Raw genomic sequence first — 23,864 nt, forward strand, 5'->3', positions numbered from 1 at the left:
CCTCATGCGCGGCGGCGGCTCGACTGTGACGGAGACCGGTGGCGCCGCTATGCTGGCGCTAAAGGACATACGGACTTCCCTCTCATCGATGAGAACGCTGGACAGCTCGGCAGAGGTTGGGACTCAAGGTGAGAGTGAGAAAGCCAAGGAAGGCAGCCGCCGACGGGGCAGTGATAGCGACGCGGGCATGCAATGGCCGCGGGCCCCGAGGCGACTGCAGTCGCAAGACCGGTCAACAAGGTACCCGAGCGCGGGACAGTGATAACGACGCCGGCATGCCAAGACGGCGGGGCCCGCGGGCGAGTGCCTCCGGCGAGCGACACATGATGGCGCGCGGGGGATCGAAGCCGGATGGCCGAGACGCCACGCGGCTCGGTTCACGAGGGCCCGCCGCGGCGACGGCCGCACGCGCGCAAACTAAATCCTGAGAAGACGCGGGGTTCAGGGAATCCGGATTTCCTCCCGAGCCTTGGTTTCCGCGTCATAGATTCTCACCTGAAGCCTTGGAAAACGCTTCTTGAGCTCTTCGCCACCTGCCCTGGCGCCGGCCTGGGTTGAGAATTCGACTTTCAACCGGCCATCCACTTCGAGCCCGTAACCCGAAGTTGGCAATTTAGGAGTGGCTGCAACCATGTCGTCCCCGTCGTGCAATGAAGGCAATCGAGGGCGATTTGGTAACGTGAGTCGCCCGAACCAGGCCAGCGTCACTTCCGCCAACAACCGGATTGTCCGCCTGTATCAAGGATGCGCGTTCGCATCGTCCGAGCAGGAGGACGGCTTACCATTCGCCCGGACGCAGGCGCGATAGAGCCACGGCTCCACATAGCTCCCCTTCCAGATACCTCGACCGGCGCGCTCTGCGTCCTGCTGAGCTGCGTCATATCTGCCCTTCGAGTATCGAGGCCAATCCAGTGCAAGGCCACTGCGCACAAGCCATTCCCCGAGATCGGCACCGCCGACCGAACAGGTCCCCACCGTCCGACCATATGGATCGAGGCTGAGCGGTATGCAGTCGACCGATCGTCGGCCGATACAGGCGTCGAGGTCGTTTGCCGCCGGCGCGCCACAGCGATACTGAAGACTGTCCTCGCCGCGGCAGAGCTGGCTGCTCTCCGGCGCGTCAATTCCCCGGAGACGGATGCGCTCGTCGCGTTCATCGTCAGCTTAGGCTGGCTTCTGATCGGCCGAACTGTCGTACCTCATGGATGTGACTCAAGCTTGGTCTCAGCGCTCTCCCGGGCGCTAGGGCCTTTTCTTTGGGCGACATCTCGTCACCGGGATTCTACGGAATCCACCTCTACGTCATTGGGCGCTAACTTTGCTCTTGCCGGGGCTAGATTTCATTCCGAAGCAATTTTCAAATTTCCGGTAGAGGGGCCGTCTCGCGACACGGCCCCTTTTCATTTGGCCCTCGCTGGGGCCGTTTCTTTGGTGCAAGAAAATGCCCGCCATCGCGGCGGGCTTTCGGATTAGGCGGCTTTCTTTAGCCTGTGGTTGCTTGGGTCCGTGCCATCGATGATGGCGCTGGCGGAGCTGTGCCCTGTATGCACCACCCAGAAATCTCTGTGACTTTGGTATCAGTCGGTAACCCAAGCATCTTGACCCGCTCGACGGCCCCTTAAGGCCGATTGCGGGGTATTCCGGGCTCGCGCCATGGTGGCGTCGACTTGCCGTTTCTCTTAAGGGCGTTGCCCGCTCGTGGTATGACCGGATCTGACGAAGAGGCCGCCAACTGAGGCGGCCTTACTATTGAGCGGCCCCAGCAACTTTGGGGGCATGGGGGCCGTTGCTGGGGCCATCTACCGAGCCCGATGCTCCGAGCCAGGTTTGTGAAAGGCTACTGCTGGCCAACTGGCCAATCTTTTCGCTGCGTCCACGATCTGAGTTTGAGAGTGGATTTCTAGCTTCCTAAGCAAGCGAAGGCGCTGAACCGATACCTGCGCTTCGGTGCCGCCGATCTGCACGGCAATCTCAGCATCGCGCCGCCCGAGAGCCATGCGTCTCAGGAGCTTCTTTTCACGCGGGCTCAGTATCAGCGCCGTCACGGCGCGAACATCACTATGCCGACGATGATGAGTGGACTTAGTCCGAACAGAACAATGCAAGCGCCTTTAAGTATGTCACTGCCCATGACACAACCCCTACGGTTGGGGGTTGAAATCCTATTCCCGAATGCCGGATGGCCGCTAGTGCAATTTGTGCCATGGCAAAGCGCCGTGAGGTGGTAAATAGCTGGTTCTCGGAGCATATTAGCCTTTATGAGACCGTGGCTAAAAATGGCGCTGATGGTTTTCGGCTTGTGCGCAGGCTGGATGGTCGTTGGTCTATTGACCGTCGACGACGACGACGAATTCCACCAAGTCATCGCGGTATACAAACCGCGCTAACTGGGGGACTGGCACTCCGTTCACCCACGGAGAACCCCGGACACCGTCGCTGTTCCGCTCGTTGAGCTAAATCAAGAACGGATGGCGTCCCATGGAAACTGATGGGGCCAGAACATCCAATGGCGCTCTCGGTGGTCCTATTGAGAACAGCGGCCAAGCTACGGTTTCCGTTCGCTTAATCCGAACTAGGACACTCCCAAAATCAGCTTAGGACACCGGGGCTTAAATACGGACGGCACCGCTTGACTCCATGAGAACAAAATAAGAACATGAGCCATCGACGGTCAACCCGGAAACAAGACCAATGTCCTCGGTTTCCAAGCCGAACGAACAGGACGATGGACTTGAGGCTGCCGTCGACCAGGCGATCGCTGTTTGCGGCGGCGATCTGCGCGCGACCATTCGTGCCCAGATCGTTGCGAACAATTTCCTGGAAGCCGAGATTGTAGAATTGAGAAAGGCAGTTTCGCACGCCTTCACGCGGGGGCGGTTTCGGACCCACACGGGATAGACGACGCCGGATGTGCAATCTCTATTCGATCACGACCAACCAGGCGGCGATCGCCGGCCTGTTCAGGCACATGAATCGCTATGTCGGCAATCTTGCGCCGATGCCCGGTGTGTTTCCAGACTACCCTGCACCGGTGATCCGCAATGCCAGCGACGCCGCGGAAATGATGCTGATGCGCTGGGGCATGCCTCCTCCACCCAAGACCGGGGGGCCGCCGGTGACCAACATCCGCAACACCTCCTCGCCGCACTGGCGCGGCTGGCTGAAGCCGGAGCATCGCTGTCTCGTGCCGGCGAACAGTTTCGCGGAGTACGCCCCCGAGCCAAATCCCGAGACCAAGAAAAGAGACGTCGTCTGGTTCGCGCTCGAGCAAAGCCGGCCGCTGTTCTGTTTCGCCGGGATCTGGACCGAGTTCAGAGGCGACCGCGGCACCAAGTCGAAGCCGATCCCCGGCCCTCACCTCGTCTACGGCTTCCTGACGACGTCGCCCAATGCGATTGTCGAGCCGATCCATCCAAAGGCAATGCCTGTCATCCTGACCACCGCGGAGCAGCGTGATGTCTGGATGCGCGCTTCCTGGGATGAGGCGAAGGCGCTGCAGCGCCCCCTGCCCGATGATCTGCTGCAGATCGTAATGCGTGGCCCTGATAAGGAGGACGTCACGGCCGCCCCCTTGAACTCTAGACCGCAGGTCAGCCACCGCCGCTACGGCTCTTGATCCACAGGGCCATTGCACCGACCAAGGCCGTCAGCACTCCACTCCACCAGATCGAGCGCGGCCGCGCGGCGCTGATCGAACTGAGGTACAGAAATGCTCCGAGCACGACACCATAGTGCTTGCGAAACTCACCGCTTCTGCGAGCGATTTCGACGAGGTCCGAAGACCTGACTTGCGGATCTGCCATCACGACCACCTAACCGTCCGAAGGCACCATGATAAAAGTGAGTTGGGTGTTTCGTCGAGTCTTATTTCGTCTTTTCCGAATTTTGTGATCGAGGCGCGCCCGGTTGCTGCGCGAGAGATCAAAGCCGCTAGGCCGTGACGCGAAGCGGCACGGTCACGAGAGCCGCCCGCATCCGCCGGCGCTCAAAACTGCTCCATCACCAGGCCAATTTCACGCAAGGCCTTCTCTTTGCCGGGTGCCGGCAGTGAGCCGGGACCTATCCACAGGCGCAACGATGCCGGTTCCGGCTTGATCGGATAAGCTTGCCCGCCGCCACAAGGCCCCACCCCGATCACGCTCGATAATGACCGTTCAACCGACCCTCGCTGAGACCGCCGCCATGCTGGAACAGTCGCCCGACTACCGGGTGCTGCGACGGCTGGTTCCACGCGCCGAATTCACGCCACACGGACAGCCAGAGAAGACCGCGATCCTGCTCGATGTCGAAACCACCGGCCTCGATACCACCAAAGACGAGATCATCGAGCTCGGGATGGTCAAGTTCAGCTATCTTGCCGACGGCAGAATCGGTCGGGTCATCGACACCCTTAGCGGCTTCAACCAACCGTCGATCGCAATTCCCGCCGAGATCACCGCGCTGACCGGCATCACCGATGAGATGGTTGCTGGTCACAGTCTCGATGAGGACCGCATCAACGCGTTCGCTTCCGAGGCGGTCATCGTCATCGCACACAATGCCGGTTTCGATCGCAAGTTCATGGAGCGTTACGCGTCTTTGTTCGCGCACAAGGCCTGGGCCTGCTCGGTCAGCGAGGTCGAATGGCGCAGCCACGGCTTTGAGGGATCGCGCCTGTCCTATCTTTTGATGAAAGCCGGGCTGTTTCATGAGGCGCACCGGGCGGTCGACGACTGCCAGGCGCTGCTCGAGATCCTGGCGATGGCCCTGCCCGAGCTCAATCGCACCGTGCTCTCGGTGCTGCTCGAGCGCGCCCGCCGCAAGACGGTCCGGGTCTGGGCCGAGCAGTCGCCCTTCGAACTCAAGGACGAGCTCAAGCGGCGCGGCTACCGCTGGAGCGATGGTGCCGATGGCCGGCCGCGGTCTTGGTACATCGACGTCGATGATGGCCATCAAGCTGCCGAAATCAAATACTTGCAGGAAACGATCTATCAACGGGACGCCGGAATCCGAACCGAGATCCTGACTGCGTTCGACCGCTTTTCCGCGAGGATCTGATCCTCTACCCCGCTCAAGCGGTCGCATGCTTATCGCGCGATGCGGCTGAGTCCGCCAACAGGGATCCACGACGTCCCTAAGACTTTAGTCACATCGGCATTGATCTCGCCCTCTGGTCGCGCTTGGTGTCCCGATCGCTGGGGGAAATCAAGAATTAGACTTTTGAGTGTCGCCGCCGCCTGCGCAGTGCTTGCTGGCTGCGCCGCATCCAAGCAGGACGTCGTAGCAAGGCTCGGTGATCAATACATCGGCCAGAACATCGATAGACTTGTGGTGCAGTTCGGGCCGCCAACCAGCACATTCAGAATGAACAGCGGCCAATCATCCTATGTCTGGCAGCTCTCAGCCGTGACCGATATTGCAACGGATCGAGGCTGGGGCACCGCGAGCACGCGCTATTGCACGGTAAGCGTGATCGCCTCGCCGACCGGAATTGTCGAACAACTCAATACCGAAGATTCGAATGCCGGACATGGCCTCGGTGGAGTCGTCGGCATGTATGGCAGCATTTGCGGCCAACGCCTGGGAATGAAGCCCCAAGGCTAGCAGTCCATCAGCCGGCGATTCCGAAAGCAGTTGCCCCGTCTTACCCGACAATAAGCTTCGGAGCATTACGATTCGGCCGAGTGTTGGCACCCGCTTCCGTTCGCTCGCATTTCACCCTAATTCCTCGGCACCTTAGAGAGGAAATCTCCACCTTTTGAGCCCTAGCTTACCGCTACCCTTGAAGGTCACTGACATGCGGGAAGCGCCCGACTGGAGAAAGGCCACGCCGAATGGATCGCGCGCAGCGAAGTATGTCCGGATGTCGACGGACGAGTAGGACTACTCAACGGTTGTGATGACGCTGCCCCTCTTGGCCTTGCGCGCCTCCGGTGACGAAGTAGCAGCTGAGCCTGACCTCAGCGTCTAATGTCTATGATCCCGCGGTCCGCGCATTGGGCCGACGCCACTGCAATCACGACGCGATGCCGTCGAGATCAACCATGTCACCGATCGGGACCCAGTTGGCACCGTCAAAACGGGTGATTTGAAGGTTGTGGACGGCGCGATAGTCAGTCGCCGAATTGCCGACCTTGATGCCATCAAGAAACAGCGGCGGTTGCTCGTCCTTCAGCGAGGTCGCGTGCCGGAGCAAATTCTCTCGCGTGAGCTCATTGCCACATCGCCTGAGGACCTGCTCGATCATATAGGCATTGTTGTAGCCAGGCGTTGCCGTGTTGTCGTCGATGCTGACTGACGGCATGTACTTCTTCATAAACTCCACATAGGCCTTGACGCGAGGCTTGTCCTGCTGGCGTGGGTCAGTGGCTATGACTTCCCACCACGCCGAGACTAGCCCCTTCGCATTGTCGAGCCCTGCTGGCGCCAACGTTCCTCCGATCGAGCTGCAGTTCGAATTGATGATGTGCAACGGCTTCCACCCAAGCGCGGCCACCTTGCGAATGCCCTGCGCCGCAAATTTTGAGTAGGTCAACTGCACAAAGACGTCGGCACCTGCTCCCTTGCAATCGGCGACCTGGTTGTCGATGGTCGGCTCGGTGATCTCGTGACTGATTTCCTTGATGACGGCGCCGGCCTTGCTACCAAGACCTTTTTTCAAGCCGCGGAGAAAGTCCTTGCCAAGATCGTCGTTCACATACTGGATCGCAATCTTTGCATCGGGCTTCTCGCTCACGATATGTGCGCCCAGCGCGGCTCCCTGCGCGACATAGATCGGATAGAACGGCACAATCCAGGGATATTCCTTGGGATCGTTGAAGCGTTCGGCCCCGGAGGTCAGGAACAGGTTCGGCACCTTCTTGGCGTTGAGATATTTCATGACGGCCGCATTTGCCGCCGTTCCCAGGAAGCCAGCGATCGCAAACACCTCCTCCGATTCCACGAGCTTTCGGGTCTGCTCGACGGCCTTCGGCGGCGAGAACGCGTTGTCGAGCGAGATCAGGTTGACTTTCCTCCCGTTGATACCGCCATTGTCGTTGATCATCTGAAAATAGGCCGTCTGCGCCTGCCCGTAGACGCCGTATCCGGACGCGGGGCCGCTGTAAGGTGCAGTGGTCCCAAGCTTGATTTCGGTATCCGTAACGCCGGGTCCATAGCTTCCGGCGCGTGCCCTTGACGTACTTCCAATTGCAAGCGCGCTCGCTCCCAACCCCGCAATGGCGGATCTTCGCGAAATCAACGTCATGTTCAATCCTCCCGATTATCGTTTGTTGGTGATTTGAAGTCTTGAAGTGGCTCTTGATAGCCTCCTGATCCCCGGCGACTATGTGAAGGTCACGCAAACTGGGCCGAAGCCGGAGATCTTCGCCTCGTAAACTTCGCCGGCCGACACCGGTGATACCGGACCAAGCGCGCCCGTCAGCACGACATCGCCACCTCGCAGGGGCTGGCCAGCGCGTGCCATCGCCCGGGCTAGCCAGAGCCCGGCACGCAAGGGATGGCCGAGGCAGGCCGCGCCGCAGCCGAGGGATGCGATCACACCGTTCCGTGTCATCGTCATGCCGCAGCCCTCGAGATCCAGGTCGGTCAATCGGCGCGGCGATGCGCCGAGCACGTACCGCGCGCTCGAGCCGTTGTCGGCAACGGTGTCAAGAATACTGATTCTCCAATCCCGTACCCGGCTGTCGACCACTTCGAGCGCAGCAACGGCGTAGGCCGTCGATCGCATCAATTCGCCGAGCGTGACGTCCTCGCCGGAAAGGTCGCGCTCCAGGACGAGTGCGATCTCCGCCTCGATGCGGGGCTGGATGAGCCGCGTAGTGTCGATCGCCTCGCCGGTCGGAACTTCCATGTCGGCGAACAGAGCGCCATAATCGGGTTGATCGACGCCGAGCTGCTGCTGCACCGCCTTCGAGGTGAGGCCGATCTTTCGGCCGACCAGCCGTCTGCCGGCAGACAGGCCACGGCGGGTCACCTCGGACTGCACGGCATAGGCAATCTCGATATTGCCAGCGCCGATCTCGGCCGCGATCGGGTCGATCGCACGCCGCGCCGATTCCGCTTCCTGCAGGCGCGTTGCTAGCTTATCAACGATCGCGTTCATGGCCGATCCAGGAAGTCGGCGACCAGCGCGTTGAACTCATCGGCCTTTTCCCACTGCGCCCAGTGACCGCATTTGGGATAAACGTGGAGCTCGGCGTTCGGCACTGTCTTGAGCAGGATGAAGGCAGAGTCGAGCGGAACCACGCGATCGTCCCGTCCCCAAACGATCAGGGTCCGATGCTTCAGCCCGGCGAGATTTTCGCGCCAGATATCGAGCGGCGGGCGCTTGAAAATGTCGATAACGTCCTTGCGCATCGCGGCCTTCAACCGCTCCTCTAGCAGCGCATCGGTGATCGATTTCGAATCGAACACCAGAAGCTCGATGACGCCTTTCAGCTTCTGCATTGACGGTCCATCGCCACCATGGAACATTGCCATTCGGCGCAGCCCCTCGGTCGGCATCGGCGTAAAGATCGCCTGGCTGCCTCCGGTGCCCATCAGGACAAGGCGGTTGACCCGCTCCGGGGCCTCAAGCGCGACCATCAGCGAGGTCGCGCCGCCGAGCGAATTGCCGACAAAACTTGCCTTCTGGACGCCAATCGCATCCATGAAGTTGCGGACGAACTCACCCATGGCCGCAAAGATCGGCCCGTCCTGCAGCTTGCCTTCGGTCTCGCCAAAGCCGGGGAGATCGACGACGATGACCCGGCGGCTTGCCGCTAGCGGCTCGACATTCTTGCGATAATTGCTGAGACCCGACGCACCCGGTCCACCACCATGAATCAGTATCGTCGGCTCACCCTGCCCGACGTCATGATAGCGCGTGCGGGTCCCTCCGACGTCGATGAACTTGTCACTCAGATCCACGCTTCATCTCCTGTAATTGACAATAGGTACTCAGACCGGCCGAACGCCGGTTTGAAGATAGTGGTCGCGCAGTTTCCGCTTGAAGATCTTGCCGCTCGCCTCCCGCGGCAGGGCATCGTGGAAAACAAACCGCTTGGGAACCTTGAAGCGTGCGAGGCGCTGCTCCAGGAAAGCCGTGACATCATCCGGTGCGGGCCAGCCGTCCGGCTCGGCTTCGATCGCCGCGATCAGGCTTTCGCCGAATTCAGCGTCGGGCACGCCAAACACTGCGCAGTCCCGCACTCCGGGGCAATTGACCAGCACGTTCTCGATCTCGGCCGGGTAGATGTTAACTCCGCCCGAAATCACCATGTCGCGCTTGCGATCGCAGATGTAGAGGAAACCGTCGGCGTCGAGATAGCCGATATCCCCGCACGTCACGAGCCCTGCGCGATCGACCTGTGCGCGCTGCTCCGGGCGGCCGTGATAGGTAAAATCCGAATAGGCTTCAGTCCGCAGATAAATCTCGCCGACGCCGCCCGCAGCAACATCGCCGCCTTCCTCATCGTAGATTCTGAGCTCGGTCCCCGTCATAGGTCGGCCGACCGTGCCTGGATGGGCGAGCCATTCTGCCGTATTGCAGCCGACCGCGGCGCCGGTCTCCGTCGCGCCATAGGTCTCGTGAATCACCGGTCCCCACCAATCGATCATTCCGCGCTTCACGTCGGGCGGACATGCAGCACCGGTGTGCGTCACCCAGCGGATCGACGAGAGGTCGTAGGTGCTGCGAACGCCGTCGCTAAGCCGTAGAAGGCGGACGAACATGGTGGGCACCATTGTCAGATGCGTAATCCGATGTTCGGCAATGACACGCAGCAGATCTTCGGGATCGAAGCTCTGTTGCAATACCGTGAGGTCGGCGTGCTGGAAGGCCTGTCGCGCGAATGCACCGGGCGACGCGTGGTAGAGAGGACCACAGACGAAAGCCCGCATGCCGGCTTCGATGCCGTAAATCTCACGAAGCAGCGTCGCGTTCTTCTTGATCTGCTCCGGTGTCATCGGCGCACGCCGTACACCTTTCGGATGTCCCGTCGTGCCAGACGTATAGATCATCGTGCCCCGCGGCGCGCGATGAGGCTGCACCCAAGGCGCAGCCTCATCGCGAAATGTGTCCCAATCCTGATTGTTTGAAGCCGATAGCGCCGACGGCGCGGCGGAAGCGGCGGGATCGTCGATGACAAAGGTCGGCAATGCCGCAGGAACGACTTGCGCGACCGCCGCGATCAGATCGCGGTGTCCGATCAGGGCCCGTGGCGTGCAGTCCGCCAGGATGTAGGCTATTTCGTCGGCTTTGCTATGCCAGTTCAAGGGGACGACATAGGCGCCGAGCAGCGCGGCAGCATGCAGGATCTCGAAATAGCAGGGATCGTTGCGGATCAGGAGCGCGATCGCATCGCCTTCGCGGACGCCGACTGCCTCAAGCGCGGTGGCGGCACGGCTGCCGCGGTCGAGCAGATCCTGGCGGGCAACATAGCGATTTCCGATCAGGATCGTCTTGTCGGCCATCGTACTCACTCCAAACACACTGTCACCTCGGCACGCGCTGGCGGTAGCAAGACGCTGTCGAGCAGGGCGAACTCAGCCTCCGTGAGCTCAAGCGGAACTGAAAAAGTCAACGCATCCATGTGGCCGCTGAGAATTGTCGGGTAGTGCCATTCCGCTCTCGCGATCGTTCGACCGCGGCCTCGGAATTCGAACACCATCGGTTCGTGTGTGCTTGCGCCATGTCCAGCCTGATAGCCGTCTCCGATGGCGTAGACTTCGCACGCGAAGCTTCCCGGTCCACGGCACTGCACTGCGACCTCGATGTCGAGCAGGCCGAATGCCGGGTCGGCCGCCGCGCCAGTCTGATAGAAGTAGACGAAGGGGATGCGGCCGTATTTGCTTGCGCCCCGCGCCGCGTCGGATGGCACCTGGGCATCGCTACGGCCCGGAGTTCTCGGCGGAATTGGACCCAGCAGGCACATCTGCGGCAGTGAACGACAGTCAGCCATGGGCTGGCCCCGCCTCGCTCGTCCCTGGCGCTTCCGTGGCTCGGAGCACTGCCACGTCATAATGCCGGCCGAGGAAACCGAAGGAATTCTCGGCAAGCACGGCATCGCTGCCGAGCGCCCGCCTGGCGAACGCGCCGGGCTGTTTCTGCCGTATCGTATAGGGATAGTCGGATCCCACGACGATCCGACTCTCTCCTACCGCATTGCCAAGAAACGACAGCGACGCCGGATCGTAGAGAAGCGTGTCATACCAGAATTGCCTGGCCAGTTCGGAAGGTGTCCGCGTCATCTTGCCTTTCGCACCCAGCAACCAGCCAAAATCCATTCGCGGCAAGATCCATGTCAGCGCGCCACCGCCATGGCTGAGCAAGATCCGGAGCCGTGGAAACCTTTCCGGAAGGCCGGCGGCCAGCAGTGAGACCGAGGCAAGCGCCGTCTCGAGCGGAAACACGGCTGTGGCAGCGAATTCCGGACTACTGCCCACGCGCTCCATGCCGCTCGGGTGCAGCGGATGCACGAAAATGCCGAGATCGAGCGACTGAGCAGCCTCGTAGACCGGAAACAGGCTTTCGCTACCGAGTGCCACGCCGTTGATGTGCGTTCCGATCTCGATCCCCGCGAAGCCGAGTGCCTTGACTTTCTCCAGTTGCTGGACGGCGCGCGGCACATCCTGCATGCACACCATGCCTAAGCCCGCAAAATTGCGCGGCGCCTGCGCAATCATGCCCGCGATCTGATCGTTCATCGCTGCCGCAAGATACTCGGCGTCGTCAGGCGGTAGCCAATGCGACAGCAGCTCCGGCATCGGCGAGAGCACCTGCATGTCGGTGCCATCTTCGATCATGTCAGCAAGCCGCCGCTGCACATCCCACGACCTGGCATCGATCTTTCGAAAGACTTTCCCGGCGATCATCACCGACGCCTGGTCGCCGGTAGAATGCTCGATGCTCGGCCAGCGCGGATCCCGTTTTGGGTCCGCGGCGAGCCGCGCAGGCACAACATGCGTGTGAATATCGATCACGGCGCCCAACACGCTCTCCCTGTTGCCCGCTTGCGAGCTTGTTGTCGCGATCCCAGCCCGCGCCATCCGGCGCGTGGCAGAATTCACTTTACAAACAGGATTGATTGTTTTTATCTTCACTGTCAAGACGCCTTCGCGTCAAAGCAGCGGCAGCGAAAATGCCGCAAGCCGAGAAACGGCTAAGGGAGCGAACAACGTTGGATTCGCAGCAAGCGCGCATCGTGATCGTGGGAGCCGGACAGGCCGGTGCCCGGGCCGCCGAGGCATTGCGTGCAGCCGGACATCGCGGCCCGATCAGCCTGATCGGCGAAGAAGAGCATCTTCCCTACGAGCGCCCGCAACTGTCGAAGGCCATGCTGATCGACCGCGAAGCCGTTCCGGCCCTGATCCGGCAGGCTCGGGAGTGGCGTGACCTCGACATAGCCCTGCTCACCTCGTCGCGCGTGGTGGCCGCCGATGCACGGCGGCGCGCTGTCGTCCTTGCAAACGGGCAAGAGCTTTCGTTCGACCGACTGCTGCTCGCGACCGGGACGCGGGTGCGGCGACTGCCCGAACTCGACAATGGCCCCCTTCCCGTCCGCTATCTCCGTGGCATCGGCGATGCGCTCGCTCTGCGCCGGGAATTGCAGCCGGGACGGCGAGTGGCGCTTGTCGGCGGCGGGGTCGTCGGCCTCGAGGTCGCCTCCGCCGCAACTGGGCGGGGTTGCCAGGTCACGATCATCGAGAGAGCCGAGGGCCTGTTGCCTCAGATTGGCTCCCCCTCGCTCGGCCGATTTCTTCGCCACCTCCATTCGTCGAAGGGTGCGGAGATTATCTGCGGCGCCGTGGTAGTGCGAACCACGTCTTACGGACTGGAGCTCGGCGACGGCCGAACCGTTCCCGTCGATATCGCCCTGGTTGGAGTCGGCGTCGAACCGGTCACCGAGCTTGCGGCCCAATTGGGCCTCGAGTCCCAGCACGGGATTCGCGTCGCGCCGACCGGCGCCACCGCCGCCGATGGAATCTTTGCCGCAGGCGACGTCGCTGAGCAATGGAGCCGAAACCATGAACGCTGGATGCGCGTCGAGAACTGGGCAAACGCCCAGAACCAGGCGATCGCCACCGCCAGGTGCATGGCTGGAATAGAGACCGCCTATGACGCACCGCCCTGGTTCTGGTCCGACCAGTACGACGCCAACATCCAGGTTGTCGGCAATCCAGCCGGCGGACACGAGATAGTCAGGGGCGACGTTGACGCCGGGCGCTTCACGACGATCAGCGTCCGCGATGACGAGATCATCGGCGGCACCACCGTCAATGCCGCGCGAGACATGGCGGTACTGCGCCGTCTCGTCGCCGCACGAAAGCCGGTTCGAAAAAACGAACTTGAGAATCCCGCCTTTCAGCTGAAGCGCTTACTCGCCGCCTAGGGAAGAGGATACCGCAATGAACGCAGAACACCCGCAGCCCGCGCTGCTCGTCGATCCGGTCCAGCGCATTTTCAAGGTGGCGCGACGCAACTTCGTCGACCCCGAGATCTTCAGGGCCGAGAAGGAAAAGATATTCGACCGCTCGTGGCTATACCTCGGGCATTCGTCCGAGCTTCCCAAGCCCGGCGATTTCGTTACCCGCAAGGTGGCCGGCCGGGGCATCCTGTTCACCCGGGACAGCAAGGGAGACCTGCGTGCGCTGCTCAACACCTGCCCGCATCGCGGCGCTCAGGTTTGCCGCGAGCGCAAGGGCAACGCCAAGTCATTCCAGTGCTTCTATCACGGCTGGGTGTTCGGCGCGGACGGCAAGCTCCGTAGCCAGCCGGGCGAGGCCGCCTACCCCGAGGGTTTCAAGGGCCGCGACACCTCGAACATGCAACCGGTGCCGCGGTTCGAGACCTACCGTGGCTTCAACTTCGTCTCATTCGATAGCGACATTATTCCGCTCGTCGACTACCTCGCCGGCGCGAAGGAATACCTCGACGTGATCTGCGATCAGACCGACGCCGGAATGTCGATTGTCGCGGGCAGCCAGGAATATTCGATCCGGGCCAACTGGAAGCTGCTCACCGAAAACAGCATCGACGGCTATCATGCCGCGACAACCCACGCGACGTACTTCGATATCCTTATGAGCTCGACCGATAATCTTGCCACCGGAATGGGCGGCGGCGGCTATGGCTACGATCTCGGCAATGGCCACGCGGTGCTTGAATATGGTGCGCCGTGGGGACGGCCGGTCGCACAGTGGATTCCCGGCTGGGGAGAAGCCGGCAAGTCCGAGATCGATCGGATCTACGCCGATCTCGTCCAGCGTCACGGCGAGGCGCGCGCCGAGCGGATCGCGCACAAGAACCGCAACCTTTTCATTTTCCCAAATCTCGTCGTGAATGACATCATGGCATTGACCGTGCGCACCTATTACCCAATGGCCCCCGACTACATGGTCATCAATGCATGGGCGTTAGCGCCAAACGACGAATCCGCGTGGGCGCGAAAGTATCGGCTCAATAACTTTCTCGAGTTCCTTGGCCCCGGCGGCTTTGCCACGCCCGACGACGCTGAAGCGCTCGAGCATTGCCAACGTGGCTTCGAGAACTCCAAGGAAGCTCTTTGGAACGACATCTCGAAGGGAATGGGCAAGGACAAGGCCCATCACGACGACGAGCTACAGATGCGTGCGTTCTGGACGCAGTGGAACAAGCAGATGTTCCCCGCACCGACATCCGGCATCAAGAGTGTCGCGGCCTGAGGAGAACGAAATGCAATCCGTAAGCCGCACCGAAGTAGAAGATTTTCTGTTCAACGAGGCCGAGCTGCTCGATCAATGGCGATTGCCGGAATGGCTGACACTCTTCACCGAGGACGCCAGGTACGAAGTGCCCTGCACCGACCTGCCGGCGGATGCATCGTCGGACAGCAATCTGTTCTACATCGCCGACGACCGCATGCGGCTTGGCGAGCGGGTCAAACGGCTGATGAAGCGTACCGCGCATGCGGAGTTTCCGCATTCGAAGACCAGCCGGATCGTCGGCAACGTCCGCATTCAGTCGCGACATGAGGATGAGCTCGACGTCAGCGCCGTGTTCCAGACGCTACGGACCAAGGACGGCGTCACCGATCTCTACTTCGGGACGAACAAATATCGCCTTGCGCTGCAAGGGGAAGGCTTTCGCATCCGGGAAAAGCGCTGCCTGCTCGGCGGCGAAGGCCTGCGGCCGAGCGGCCGCATCAGTATCGTTCTTTGACAGGTCAGATTAGATGAATTCCCGCTTCAAAGGACAGACGGTCGTGATCACCGGTGCTGCCAGCGGCATCGGTGTCGTCATCGCTCGCCATTTTGCCGATGCCGGCGCCAACCTCGTGCTCTCGGATATTGACGAGAAGCGCCTTGGGACAGTCGCCGACGACATCTCCAGGAGCGATGTCCAGCGACCGGTCGTAAGAGCCGGCGACCTTTCGCGGGAGGACGTCGCAAGCGGCGTCATCAAGGCTGCCGTCGAGACATTTGGAACTCTCGACGTGCTCGTGAACAACGCCGGCGGGGGGATTATCAAGCCGTTCCTCGATCACACGCCGGCCACGTTGCGGACCACGATCGATCGCAATCTCTGGACAACGCTGTGGTGCACCTGGCACGCCGTCCCGATCATGAAGGCCAAGGGTTACGGCCGCATCGTCAACATCGGAGCGGACTCGGTCCGCAACGGGCTTTGGGATCACGCCGCCTACAATGCCGCGAAGGGTGGCGTGCACGCGATGGCGACCGGCCTCGCGCGTGAATTTGCCAAGGACGGCATCACTGTGAATGTCGTGGCCCCCTGCATCGTCGACACCCCCCAGGTGCGGCAAGTTACACTCAAGGCGCCAAAGGCACTGCAACGCTTCATCGACGTGGTGCCGATGGGACGCGCGGCCGAGATGGACGAAGTGGCATCGATGGTATGCTATCTGGCTTCGAAGGAGGCATCGTTCGTGACTGGACAGGTTATCAGCGTCAATGGCGGAAGTACGATGCTATGACGATCACGACCAGCGGCATTCTCATCGGCAGGGTTGAGGACTTTCCTGAGGGGGAGATTCGTCCCGCGGCGATGCCGGACGGGACTAATCTGGCCATCTACAACGTCGGCGGTGCGATCTACGCCACGGCGGACCTGTGCACCCATGGCGAGGCCTCGCTATCCGACGAAGGCATCCTGACGGGAAACATCGTCGAATGTCCCTGGCATTTTGGTACATTCGATGTCACCAGCGGTGAGCCGACCGGCATGCCGTGTACGGTTCCTTTGAAGACCTTCCCGGTCAAGGTGATTGAAGACGGCGTCTATGTCCAACTCTGAAGACCCCAAGCTGACCTCTCGCCGGGGCCCCCAGGCACCCAGGGCACCGGCACCCCGGCAAAAGCTGAGATCGCGCCGGGACAGCACGGCCGAGCCGAAATACTCGCCTCGGCGAACCCAGGCAGAGCGCAGCGAGACTACGCGTAAGCAACTGATGGAAGCCGCCGTCAAGCTTATTCGCCGGAACGGGCTCGGCGGCCTGCGTACCATCGAAGTTGCCGACCTCGCCGGCGTCTCGCGCGGCGCACTAATGCATCACTTTCCCAGCAAGCACGAACTCGTGGTGGCTGTGTTGGCCTATGTCAACGAGGTCACGTTCACCCAGAGCATGCGCCGTGCACAATCGGCGCGGCACGACGGCGGCGATCCGATCGACGGCATCATCAAGGACGCCCAGGACTTCTTCTTCGGCGACTATTTCTTCATCGAGCTCGCTGTCGCAATGAGCGATGACAGTACCCGGCAGCTGAGGCGCGAGACGCACCAGTTTGCCCGGCAGACGCGCTTCTCGATCGAGGCAACCTGGCTCGATACGCTGATATCGTCGGGAATTCCGGAGCAGCTCGCGAAGGATGTACTTGCCTTGACCCTGAGCGTGGTTCGCGGCTTCTCGGTCAGGATGCTGATCGAGAAGGATCCGGATCGCTTCTCGCGCCTTCTTGGTGTCTGGCGCACGATCGTCCGGCAGTACATCGAGGATGCGATGCCCACGCAGTCGAGAAAGCGGACATGACGGGACGGGTTTCGGCAGAAGGAACGCCGCACGATTCACTGATCGGGCTCTGCTACGTCAGATTGGCCGTCCGCGAGCCGCAGCCGGCGGCAGCATTCGCCGCCGACATCCTGGGGCTGCAGCCGGTGCCCGACAAACAGGCCCTGCTGTTCCGATCGGACGACCGCTATCACACGTTGTCGCTTGTGCCGGCGACGGCATCATCCTCGGTCGGCATCGAGGTTTCCGGTCAGGCTGCTCTCGATCGCGTGGAGCAAGCACTTCAGAAGAGCGGCTTCACGGCGCGCCGGGCAGACCCCGACGAGTGCAGGCAGCGCTTCGTGCGCGATGCACTCATCGTGCGGGATGCCAGCGGCAACGAGATCGACCTGGTGCTACGGCCGGCGCAAAGCGGCCGCCGCTATTTTCCCAGCCGAGACGCCGGCATTACCGGACTGCAGGGCGTGGGACTGCGCAGTCTCACGTTGAAGGACGACCAGCAATTCTGGAGTTCCATTCTTGGCGCCCGGATCAGCGATTGGGCCGGCGACGTGACCTACCTCAGGCTCGACCGGAAGCACCACCGCCTTGCCCTCTACCCGTCTGATCGAGCCGGCATTCTCTATGTCAGCTATGGCGTCGATAGCCTGGATGCGATCATGCAGGGCCACTATTTCGTGCAGGAACGCCAGATCAAGATCCTGCACGGTCCCGGACGCGAGCCCGCATCCGGACAGATCTTTCTGAGATTTGAAGGGCCAGAGGGGTATGTGTTTTCCTACACCCACGGCCTCAAGGACGTCGATCCCGATCACCACCCACGGCAGTTCTCCGCGCACCCCTCCTCGCTTTGCGAATGGGGCAGTCCATGCCAGGGCATCCCCGAAATACAGCTGGCTAGCGATTGACGTACGCTGAGATATGGAGGCGCAACATGATTGAATTGCGGGATCTCGCTTATGTACGGCTGGGCGCTTCCAACCTCGAGGACGCGCAAAGTTTCGCAACCAGGAGCCTCGGCCTGCAGGTTGGCGAGCAGGCGAAGGCAGCGCTCTATCTGCGGTCCGACGACCGGGCCCACACGCTCTGCTATTTCGAGGGCGATCCGCAGGACCAGACGGTGGCTTTCGAAGTCACCGATGAAGACAAGCTCAACGCTGCCGGCGCGGTCCTCGATTCGTTGGGACATGCCGTCTACGCCGGTACGCCGGATGAGTGCGCGCTCCGCAAGGTCAGGGCCTTCATCGGTTTCAAGGATCCGACCGGAAATCAGATCGAGCTGGTGGTGCGCCCCGAGCGCAGCGGCAAGCGATATTTCGCCACCCGCGATGCGGGAATTACCGGATTCAGTCATGTAGGACTATTTACGACTGATCCCGTGCGGGACGAACTGTTCTGGACCCAAGTGTGTAACGCGCGGGTCAGCGACCGCATCGGCGACATCGCGCTGATGCGGGTTAACGCGATCCATCACACTGTCGCGCTCGCCCCCGGTCGGGGGCCGGGTGTCCACCACATCAACCATCAGGTCGAAAGCAACGACGATGTGCTGAGGTCATATTATCATCTGTCTGGCCAGCGCGTTCCGATCGTCTTTGGTCCGGGCCGCCACCCGACCTCGGGCGCGCGGTTTCTGTATTTCCAGGGCCCAGACGGGATGGTGTTCGAATATTCAGTCGGCGTTGATGAGATCGAGGACGAAGCGACGCACCGCCCTCGACAGTTCGGCTTCGAACCCTCAAGCCTTTGTATGTGGGGCGCAAAATCGGGTCGCGCGCGCTAACAATCCCTTGCTCGCGTTGCTGCGCGTTCAGCCCGCAGTCCCGCTATAGTGCTCGCGCGAAATTGGCGAAGAACTCATTCGCGAGCTTCTTGCGGCCCCGTTGATAACTCGTTGCTCCAACTGCGGCCGATCTTCGCGCCAACGTGGTGGCGCAAGAGCGAGCCTTCCTCGCGCTCGACGGGATCAACCTTGGCCGGTGAAGCTCGGCGGATATGGGACACAGCATTTCTGGCGGTTGAGACCCCGCGATACTCGATCACCTTTCGAACCATGCTCGGTGCCGAGGCGCCAATGGCCGACGGGAAACAAGCTTCGAAGCGTCGAACGGTTGGCCAACGTGCATTCGCGGCCAACAGGATGCTGCGGCAAACGGCCGGGCAGCCCTTGCTTCGCACAAGCGCAAGATGGCTCGCAGTCATTCGCATCGGCGATCAATACCAGCAGCTGCCTGCGGCGTACGCCGATTCCGCGCAGATTCTACAGCTAGGATTTTGAGCTTAAAGTCTTCAGGACGGCCAGGCACTCGGATGTCATGCTTTGCATGATATCGCGAACGGGCCGTTCAGCCTTGATGCTGCCGACAATTTGCCCTGACATGTAACCCATGTAGTCGACCGCGTTGGCCAGTTCGAGCCGCTTGAGCGCAGGTGCCACAAGCAGCTTTTGCGCTGCAAGCGGCAGCGGCTCTGGTGCGTCAGGAGCATCCCACGCGTCTGTCCACTTGCTGCGCAAGCCGCGCAGCGGCTTCCCGGTGTCGTATTTGCGCTGGATGGCGTCTTGGGAGCGCGCCGCTACGAACCTCTTGCGCATGTCGGGAGACAGCTCACTCTCGGAAGCGCCGAGCCAGATCGTCCCGCACCACACGCCCTCGGCTCCCAGCGCAAACGCGGCTGCGACATGCCGGCCGCTACCGACGCCCCCCGCGGCCAGCACCGGAATCGGCGCGACCGCTTCGACCACTTCCGGCCAAAGTACCATTGAGGAGATCGTACCGGTGTGTCCTCCTGCTTCGCTTCCCTGCGCTACGATCAGATCAACGCCAGCCCGCACATGCTTGAGCGCATGTTCGGCGCTGCCGGCCATCGCACCGACCTTGATGCCGCGGCTGTGCAGCCTATCGACGACATAGGCTGGCGGCGCGCCCATAGCGCTCAGCACGAACTTCGCCTGCGGATGCCGGACCACGATCTCCAGGACCTCGAGAACACCCTCTTCGGTGTGCCCGTGGCCCGGCGGCTTCTCGCGTAGCATCTCCGCCTCGACTTCCGGCGGCAATGGCGGGATTCCTGCGTTGTTCAACAGCTTTTCGACGAACTCGATGTGCTCCTTTGGCAGCGCCTTAAGCCGTTCCGACATTGGTGTGACCTGCCCGACCTTGTTAGCGAACAGAACATCAATGCAATAAGGGCGTCCGCCAGTCTTCTCATCCATGTCGGTGAGGATGCGTTCGAGCTCGTCCGGCTGATAGTAGCTGGCCGCCAGCGCGCCCATTCCTCCGGCATTGGTCACCTCGATCGCGACCTCAGGTTTGTGCGTAAAGCCGAAGATTGGGACCTCGATCCCGAACATTTCAGTAATACGGTTGCGCATTGGCACTCCAGTCTACGCGTTGCAGGTTCGGTTCAAGCCTGACCGAACTTCGGCTTGCGCTTCTCTTTGAACGAAATCGTCGCCTCCTTGTGGTCGGCGGTCTCGAACGTCACCTGCTCAAGCGCCATCGACGCCTCGAGCAGCAGGTTCACCCGATCCTTGACGATCTGGTTGATCGACAGTTTGGTCCAGCGGATCGCCCAGGTCGGCCCGTTGGCAAGCTCGACAGCGATCTCGCGGGCCATGGCCAATACCTCGGTGCGCGGCGCGACATGGTTGACCAGCCCGACCCGTTCCGCTTCCCTGCCCTTCAGGAGCGTGCCACGGATCAGGAATTCCTTGGCTTTGTTGATACCGACCAGCAGCGGCCAGATCACGGTGCCACCGTCGCCGGCGACCAGGCCGACACGCGAGACGTGGGTGTCGCCGATCCGCGCATCCTCCGCCATCACGGTGATGTCACAGAGCAGCGCGTGGGTCGCCGCAAGCCCGATGGCATCGCCGTTGATCGCCGCGATGATCGGCTTGTCGAGCTCGAGCTGGCGGGTAACGCCGCGCCGGCTGATCATGGGGTCATGCACTTCGCCTTCCTCAAGCACGTCGCCGCCAGGTCGCTGCGACATCGCCTTCACGTCGCCGCCGACGCTGAAGAAGTCGCCGGCGCCTGTCAGTATCACGACATTGACGGCATGATCGTCGGCGAGGTCGTCCCAGATCGTCCGCAGCTCGCGGATCAGTCTTTGGTTGATGGCATTGCGCGCTTGCGGCCGATTCAACGTCACGGTCGCGATCTTGTCGGCAACCTCTACCTTCAGGCATTCATATTTGGAGTACTGGTTCATCGTCGACTCCAATCAGGATGGTTGTTCTCTGATCTCTCGCGCGGCCGGGTCTGGTCCCGTCGTTCTGGTTACAAAGCCCGCGCAATCAATTCCTTCATGACCTCGTTGGAGCCGCCCCAAATCTTCTGGATACGACCGTCGCACCACATCCTCGCGACAGGATATTCCAGCATGTAGCCGTAACCTCCGTGCAGCTGCACGCATTGGTCTATGATCTCGCACTGCTTCTCGGTCGCCCACCATTTCGCCATCGCCGCGGTTTCCGCGTCGAGTGTTCCGGCGATCAATCGTTCGATGCAGGATTCGAGAAATGTACGCGTAACGGAAGCGGCGGTCTTGGCTTCGGCGAGCACCATCCGCGTGTTCTGGAATTCGATCAGACGCTTGCCGAATACTTTCCGCTCTTTGACATAGGTGACGGTTTCGGACAGCGCAGCTTCGCTCAAGGCAAGCGCCTGCATGGCGATATTGATGCGCTCCTTGGCGAGTTGCTCCATCAGCTGATAGAATCCGCGGCCCTCAACGCCTCCAAGCAAATTGCCGACCGGCACGCGCGCATCATCGAAGAACAGCTCGGCCGTGTCCTGTGCCTTGAGGCCGACCTTGTCGAGCCGGCGTCCGCGCTGGAATCCGGCCGTGTTCGCGGTTTCGATGACCAGTAGGCTGAAGCCGCGAACGCCGTTGTCGTCAGCGGCATCGGTCTTGACGGCGAGGCAGATCAAATCCGCGGTGTGGCCGTGCGTGATAAAGGTCTTCTGCCCGTTGACGACATACGCGTCGCCGTCCCGACGCGCATGGGTCCTGATGGCCCTGACGTCGGATCCGGCGCCCGGCTCACTCATCGCGAGCGCCGCCACAAGGTCGCCGCTGGCCATGCGCGGCAACCAGCGGCGCTTTTGTTCCTCGGTGCCGTACTGAGTCAAATAAGGCGCCAGGATCACATTCTGCAGCGGTATGCTGAAATCGGGGAATGCGATCCGCGCCAGCTCCTCGATGATGACGGCCTCGTGCCAGAAATCGCCGCCGCCACCGCCATATGCCTCTGGAGAGCTGGCGCAAAGCAGGCCGAGCGCGCCTGCCCTGCGCCACAGATCGCGGTCGATATATCCCCTCGCACGCCACGCATCCGCGTTCGGTGCGACTTCCTCTGCAAGGAAGCGACGAACAGTCTCACGGAAGAGATCAAGTTCGGCGGGATCACACGTCGCGGTCATGCGCTGATCCGGGGTCATTGACTTGCCAGCGGGCAACCGCCCTGATCGAGCGGCCGCACCGCTTTGTCTGCAGGGATGACGGCGATCTGCTTATAATAGTCCCAGGCGGCCTTGGATTCCTTCGGCGACTTCACCTCGAAGAGGTAGAGATCGCGGAGTACGCGGCCATCGGCCCGCAGCTTGGCATTGTGCGACATGAAGTCGTTGATGGGCATCTCCCGCATCTTGGCCATCACCTTATCGGGATCCTTGGAGCCGACGGCCCTGACTGCCTTCAGATAGTGATTGACGACGCTGTAGGCGCCGGCCTGCACTTGCGTCGGCATGGCATTCATCCGCTCATAGAACCGCTTGGCGAATGCGCGCGTCTCGTTGTTCTGGTCCCAGTAAAACGCTTCGGCAACGATGATGCCCTGGGAATCCTTCAGACCGACGCCGTGAATGGCGTCGATCGTGGCCATCAGCGCCGCGAGACGCTGGCCCCGTGATTTAAGGCCGAACTCCTCGCCCTGCTTGAGAACCGTGGCAAGATCGGCACCCGCCTCAACGACGCCGATCACTTTCGCTTTGGAGGCTTGCGCCTGCAGCAGGAACGACGAGAAGTCCGTCGCGCCTGTCGGCGTACGCACCGAGCCGATCACCGTGCCTCCGCCGGCCTTGACCGCCGCGGACGCATCGCCTTCAAGGCTCGCGCCGAACACGGTGTCGTTGGTCAGGAAGAACCATGAATTCTCGCCGCGACTGACGAGACCAGTGGTCGGCCCATGCCCCAACGAATACGTGTCGTAGGTCCACTGCGCGACATAGGGCGAGCATTTCGTGCCGGTAAGCTCCGAACTAGCCGCCGCATTGAACAGCGCGAGCTTCTTCTTGCTCTTGGTCATGTCGGCGATAGCCAAGGCAAGGCCCGAGAACGGCACGTCGATGATCGCGTCCACATTCTCCTCGTCGTACCACTTCCTCGCGATCGCAACGCCGACATCGACCTTCAGTTGGAAATCCGCCGAGACGATCTCGACCGGCTTGCCGAGCACCGGCCCCGCATCTTCGGCTGCGAGCTTTGCCGCCTCGACGCTGCCTCGCCCCCCGGCAGCGGAATAAACCGACGACTGGTCGCCGAGAACGCCGATCTTGACAGGCGTATCTTCGCTGGCCGGCGCGGCCACCGGCCCCACGACCAGCAGCGCGATGACCCCAATCCCGGTCCATCTCCAAAGCATGCTCACCTCCCCACCGTTGTTTGATTATTGGGCTTCCATCGCCATGATGGCATAATTTGTCGGACGTTCAACAAAATTATTATTGCCTTCTTCCGCCGCCCCCTTAGGATCGTTCTGGGAGCCAGAAGAAGCGGAACAAGGCGATCGATGCGACCTGCCGCCATGGAACGCGCAAGTCGGGCGTGCCCGATCGGTAGATAAAATTGCGGCTAGTCGCGGCCTGGGACCGGCCCAAGCGGCTGGTCGAA

General features: G+C 61.5%; 24 protein-coding genes. 12 read left to right on the forward strand and 12 right to left on the reverse strand.

What is annotated here, in order from left to right:
* Positions 1–441: 441 nt before the first annotated feature.
* Positions 442–708, reverse strand: coding sequence for a hypothetical protein (locus QJT82_RS30495; protein WP_244435628.1), 267 nt, complete (start codon positions 706–708; stop codon positions 442–444).
* A 30-nt stretch (positions 709–738) separates the two neighbouring features.
* Entirely contained in the window at positions 739–1,140 is a 402-nt protein-coding gene (locus QJT82_RS30500) for a thermonuclease family protein (RefSeq protein WP_080583171.1), read from the reverse strand.
* Between the two features lie 1,551 nt (positions 1,141–2,691).
* Here QJT82_RS30500 and QJT82_RS30505 point away from each other — a divergent pair.
* The 4 genes from QJT82_RS30505 to QJT82_RS30520 all read left to right on the forward strand — a co-directional run bounded on the left by QJT82_RS30505 (position 2,692) and on the right by QJT82_RS30520 (position 5,583).
* A complete protein-coding gene (locus QJT82_RS30505) occupies positions 2,692–2,898 on the forward strand; it encodes a hypothetical protein (protein ID WP_028342771.1) in 207 nt (68 codons plus the stop codon).
* Positions 2,899–2,908: 10 nt separating this feature from the next.
* Entirely contained in the window at positions 2,909–3,616 is a 708-nt protein-coding gene (locus QJT82_RS30510) for an SOS response-associated peptidase (protein ID WP_051448013.1), read from the forward strand.
* Positions 3,617–4,146: 530 nt separating this feature from the next.
* The gene (locus tag QJT82_RS30515; RefSeq protein ID WP_028342772.1) at positions 4,147–5,037 is read left to right on the forward strand and encodes a 3'-5' exonuclease; all 891 of its coding nucleotides are present in this window, start codon (positions 4,147–4,149) and stop codon (positions 5,035–5,037) included.
* Between the two features lie 162 nt (positions 5,038–5,199).
* Positions 5,200–5,583 (forward strand): hypothetical protein, encoded by a 384-nt coding sequence (locus tag QJT82_RS30520; protein WP_245288819.1) that lies wholly within the window; start codon positions 5,200–5,202, stop codon positions 5,581–5,583.
* A gap of 412 nt (positions 5,584–5,995) precedes the next feature.
* On the opposite strand, the gene QJT82_RS30525 is transcribed toward QJT82_RS30520, so the two are convergent.
* From QJT82_RS30525 to QJT82_RS30550, 6 genes are all read right to left on the reverse strand, one after another.
* Complete coding sequence (locus QJT82_RS30525; RefSeq protein ID WP_028342774.1) at positions 5,996–7,225, reverse strand: ABC transporter substrate-binding protein; 1,230 nt, start codon at positions 7,223–7,225, stop codon at positions 5,996–5,998.
* A 78-nt stretch (positions 7,226–7,303) separates the two neighbouring features.
* Positions 7,304–8,083 carry a fumarylacetoacetate hydrolase family protein gene (locus tag QJT82_RS30530; RefSeq protein WP_028342775.1) on the reverse strand — a complete coding sequence of 260 codons (780 nt, stop codon included), beginning with the start codon at positions 8,081–8,083 and terminating at the stop codon, positions 7,304–7,306.
* Positions 8,080–8,889 (reverse strand): alpha/beta fold hydrolase, encoded by an 810-nt coding sequence (locus QJT82_RS30535; RefSeq protein WP_028342776.1) that lies wholly within the window; start codon positions 8,887–8,889, stop codon positions 8,080–8,082. The genes QJT82_RS30530 and QJT82_RS30535 overlap by 4 nt, the downstream gene beginning before the upstream one ends.
* A 30-nt stretch (positions 8,890–8,919) precedes the next feature.
* Positions 8,920–10,434 carry an AMP-binding protein gene (locus QJT82_RS30540; protein WP_035632342.1) on the reverse strand — a complete coding sequence of 505 codons (1,515 nt, stop codon included), beginning with the start codon at positions 10,432–10,434 and terminating at the stop codon, positions 8,920–8,922.
* Positions 10,435–10,439: 5 nt separating this feature from the next.
* Positions 10,440–10,841, reverse strand: a complete 402-nt coding sequence (locus tag QJT82_RS30545) for a hypothetical protein (protein ID WP_028342778.1) — start codon at positions 10,839–10,841, stop codon at positions 10,440–10,442.
* Positions 10,842–10,914: 73 nt separating this feature from the next.
* Positions 10,915–11,943, reverse strand: coding sequence for an amidohydrolase family protein (locus QJT82_RS30550; RefSeq protein WP_063607106.1), 1,029 nt, complete (start codon positions 11,941–11,943; stop codon positions 10,915–10,917).
* A 197-nt stretch (positions 11,944–12,140) separates the two neighbouring features.
* Between QJT82_RS30550 and QJT82_RS30555 the strand changes: the two genes are divergently transcribed.
* The 8 genes from QJT82_RS30555 (at position 12,141) to QJT82_RS30590 (ending at position 18,750) form a co-directional block, all read left to right on the forward strand.
* Positions 12,141–13,352, forward strand: a complete 1,212-nt coding sequence (locus tag QJT82_RS30555; RefSeq protein WP_028342779.1) for an FAD-dependent oxidoreductase — start codon at positions 12,141–12,143, stop codon at positions 13,350–13,352.
* Positions 13,353–13,368: 16 nt separating this feature from the next.
* A complete protein-coding gene (locus QJT82_RS30560) occupies positions 13,369–14,664 on the forward strand; it encodes an aromatic ring-hydroxylating dioxygenase subunit alpha (RefSeq protein WP_051448015.1) in 1,296 nt (431 codons plus the stop codon).
* A gap of 10 nt (positions 14,665–14,674) precedes the next feature.
* On the forward strand, positions 14,675–15,160 hold the full coding sequence (locus QJT82_RS30565) for an aromatic-ring-hydroxylating dioxygenase subunit beta (RefSeq protein ID WP_035632344.1): 486 nt from the start codon (positions 14,675–14,677) through the stop codon (positions 15,158–15,160).
* A 13-nt stretch (positions 15,161–15,173) separates the two neighbouring features.
* Positions 15,174–15,935: an SDR family oxidoreductase gene (locus QJT82_RS30570; protein WP_028342782.1), complete on the forward strand. Its 762-nt coding sequence runs from the start codon at positions 15,174–15,176 to the stop codon at positions 15,933–15,935.
* Positions 15,932–16,255 carry a non-heme iron oxygenase ferredoxin subunit gene (locus QJT82_RS30575; protein ID WP_028342783.1) on the forward strand — a complete coding sequence of 108 codons (324 nt, stop codon included), beginning with the start codon at positions 15,932–15,934 and terminating at the stop codon, positions 16,253–16,255. Before QJT82_RS30570 ends, QJT82_RS30575 begins: the two co-directional genes overlap by 4 nt.
* Positions 16,256–16,409: 154 nt before the next feature.
* Positions 16,410–16,988, forward strand: coding sequence for a TetR/AcrR family transcriptional regulator (locus tag QJT82_RS30580; protein ID WP_028342784.1), 579 nt, complete (start codon positions 16,410–16,412; stop codon positions 16,986–16,988).
* Positions 16,985–17,875 (forward strand): hypothetical protein, encoded by an 891-nt coding sequence (locus tag QJT82_RS30585; RefSeq protein ID WP_051448016.1) that lies wholly within the window; start codon positions 16,985–16,987, stop codon positions 17,873–17,875. Before QJT82_RS30580 ends, QJT82_RS30585 begins: the two co-directional genes overlap by 4 nt.
* A 26-nt stretch (positions 17,876–17,901) precedes the next feature.
* Positions 17,902–18,750 (forward strand): VOC family protein, encoded by an 849-nt coding sequence (locus tag QJT82_RS30590; protein WP_028342786.1) that lies wholly within the window; start codon positions 17,902–17,904, stop codon positions 18,748–18,750.
* 483 nt (positions 18,751–19,233) lie between these two features.
* On the opposite strand, the gene QJT82_RS30595 is transcribed toward QJT82_RS30590, so the two are convergent.
* The 4 genes from QJT82_RS30595 to QJT82_RS30610 all read right to left on the reverse strand — a co-directional run bounded on the left by QJT82_RS30595 (position 19,234) and on the right by QJT82_RS30610 (position 23,616).
* Entirely contained in the window at positions 19,234–20,340 is a 1,107-nt protein-coding gene (locus QJT82_RS30595) for a nitronate monooxygenase family protein (protein WP_028342787.1), read from the reverse strand.
* A 32-nt stretch (positions 20,341–20,372) separates the two neighbouring features.
* Positions 20,373–21,182, reverse strand: a complete 810-nt coding sequence (locus QJT82_RS30600) for an enoyl-CoA hydratase-related protein (RefSeq protein ID WP_035632348.1) — start codon at positions 21,180–21,182, stop codon at positions 20,373–20,375.
* Positions 21,183–21,250: 68 nt separating this feature from the next.
* A complete protein-coding gene (locus tag QJT82_RS30605; RefSeq protein WP_028342789.1) occupies positions 21,251–22,396 on the reverse strand; it encodes an acyl-CoA dehydrogenase family protein in 1,146 nt (381 codons plus the stop codon).
* Positions 22,397–22,410: 14 nt separating this feature from the next.
* Positions 22,411–23,616, reverse strand: coding sequence for an ABC transporter substrate-binding protein (locus tag QJT82_RS30610; protein WP_028342790.1), 1,206 nt, complete (start codon positions 23,614–23,616; stop codon positions 22,411–22,413).
* Between the last annotated feature and the right edge of the window lie 248 nt (positions 23,617–23,864).

This window comes from Bradyrhizobium sp. Mp19 (assembly GCF_029952935.1).
GTDB classification, from domain to species: domain Bacteria; phylum Pseudomonadota; class Alphaproteobacteria; order Rhizobiales; family Xanthobacteraceae; genus Bradyrhizobium; species Bradyrhizobium elkanii.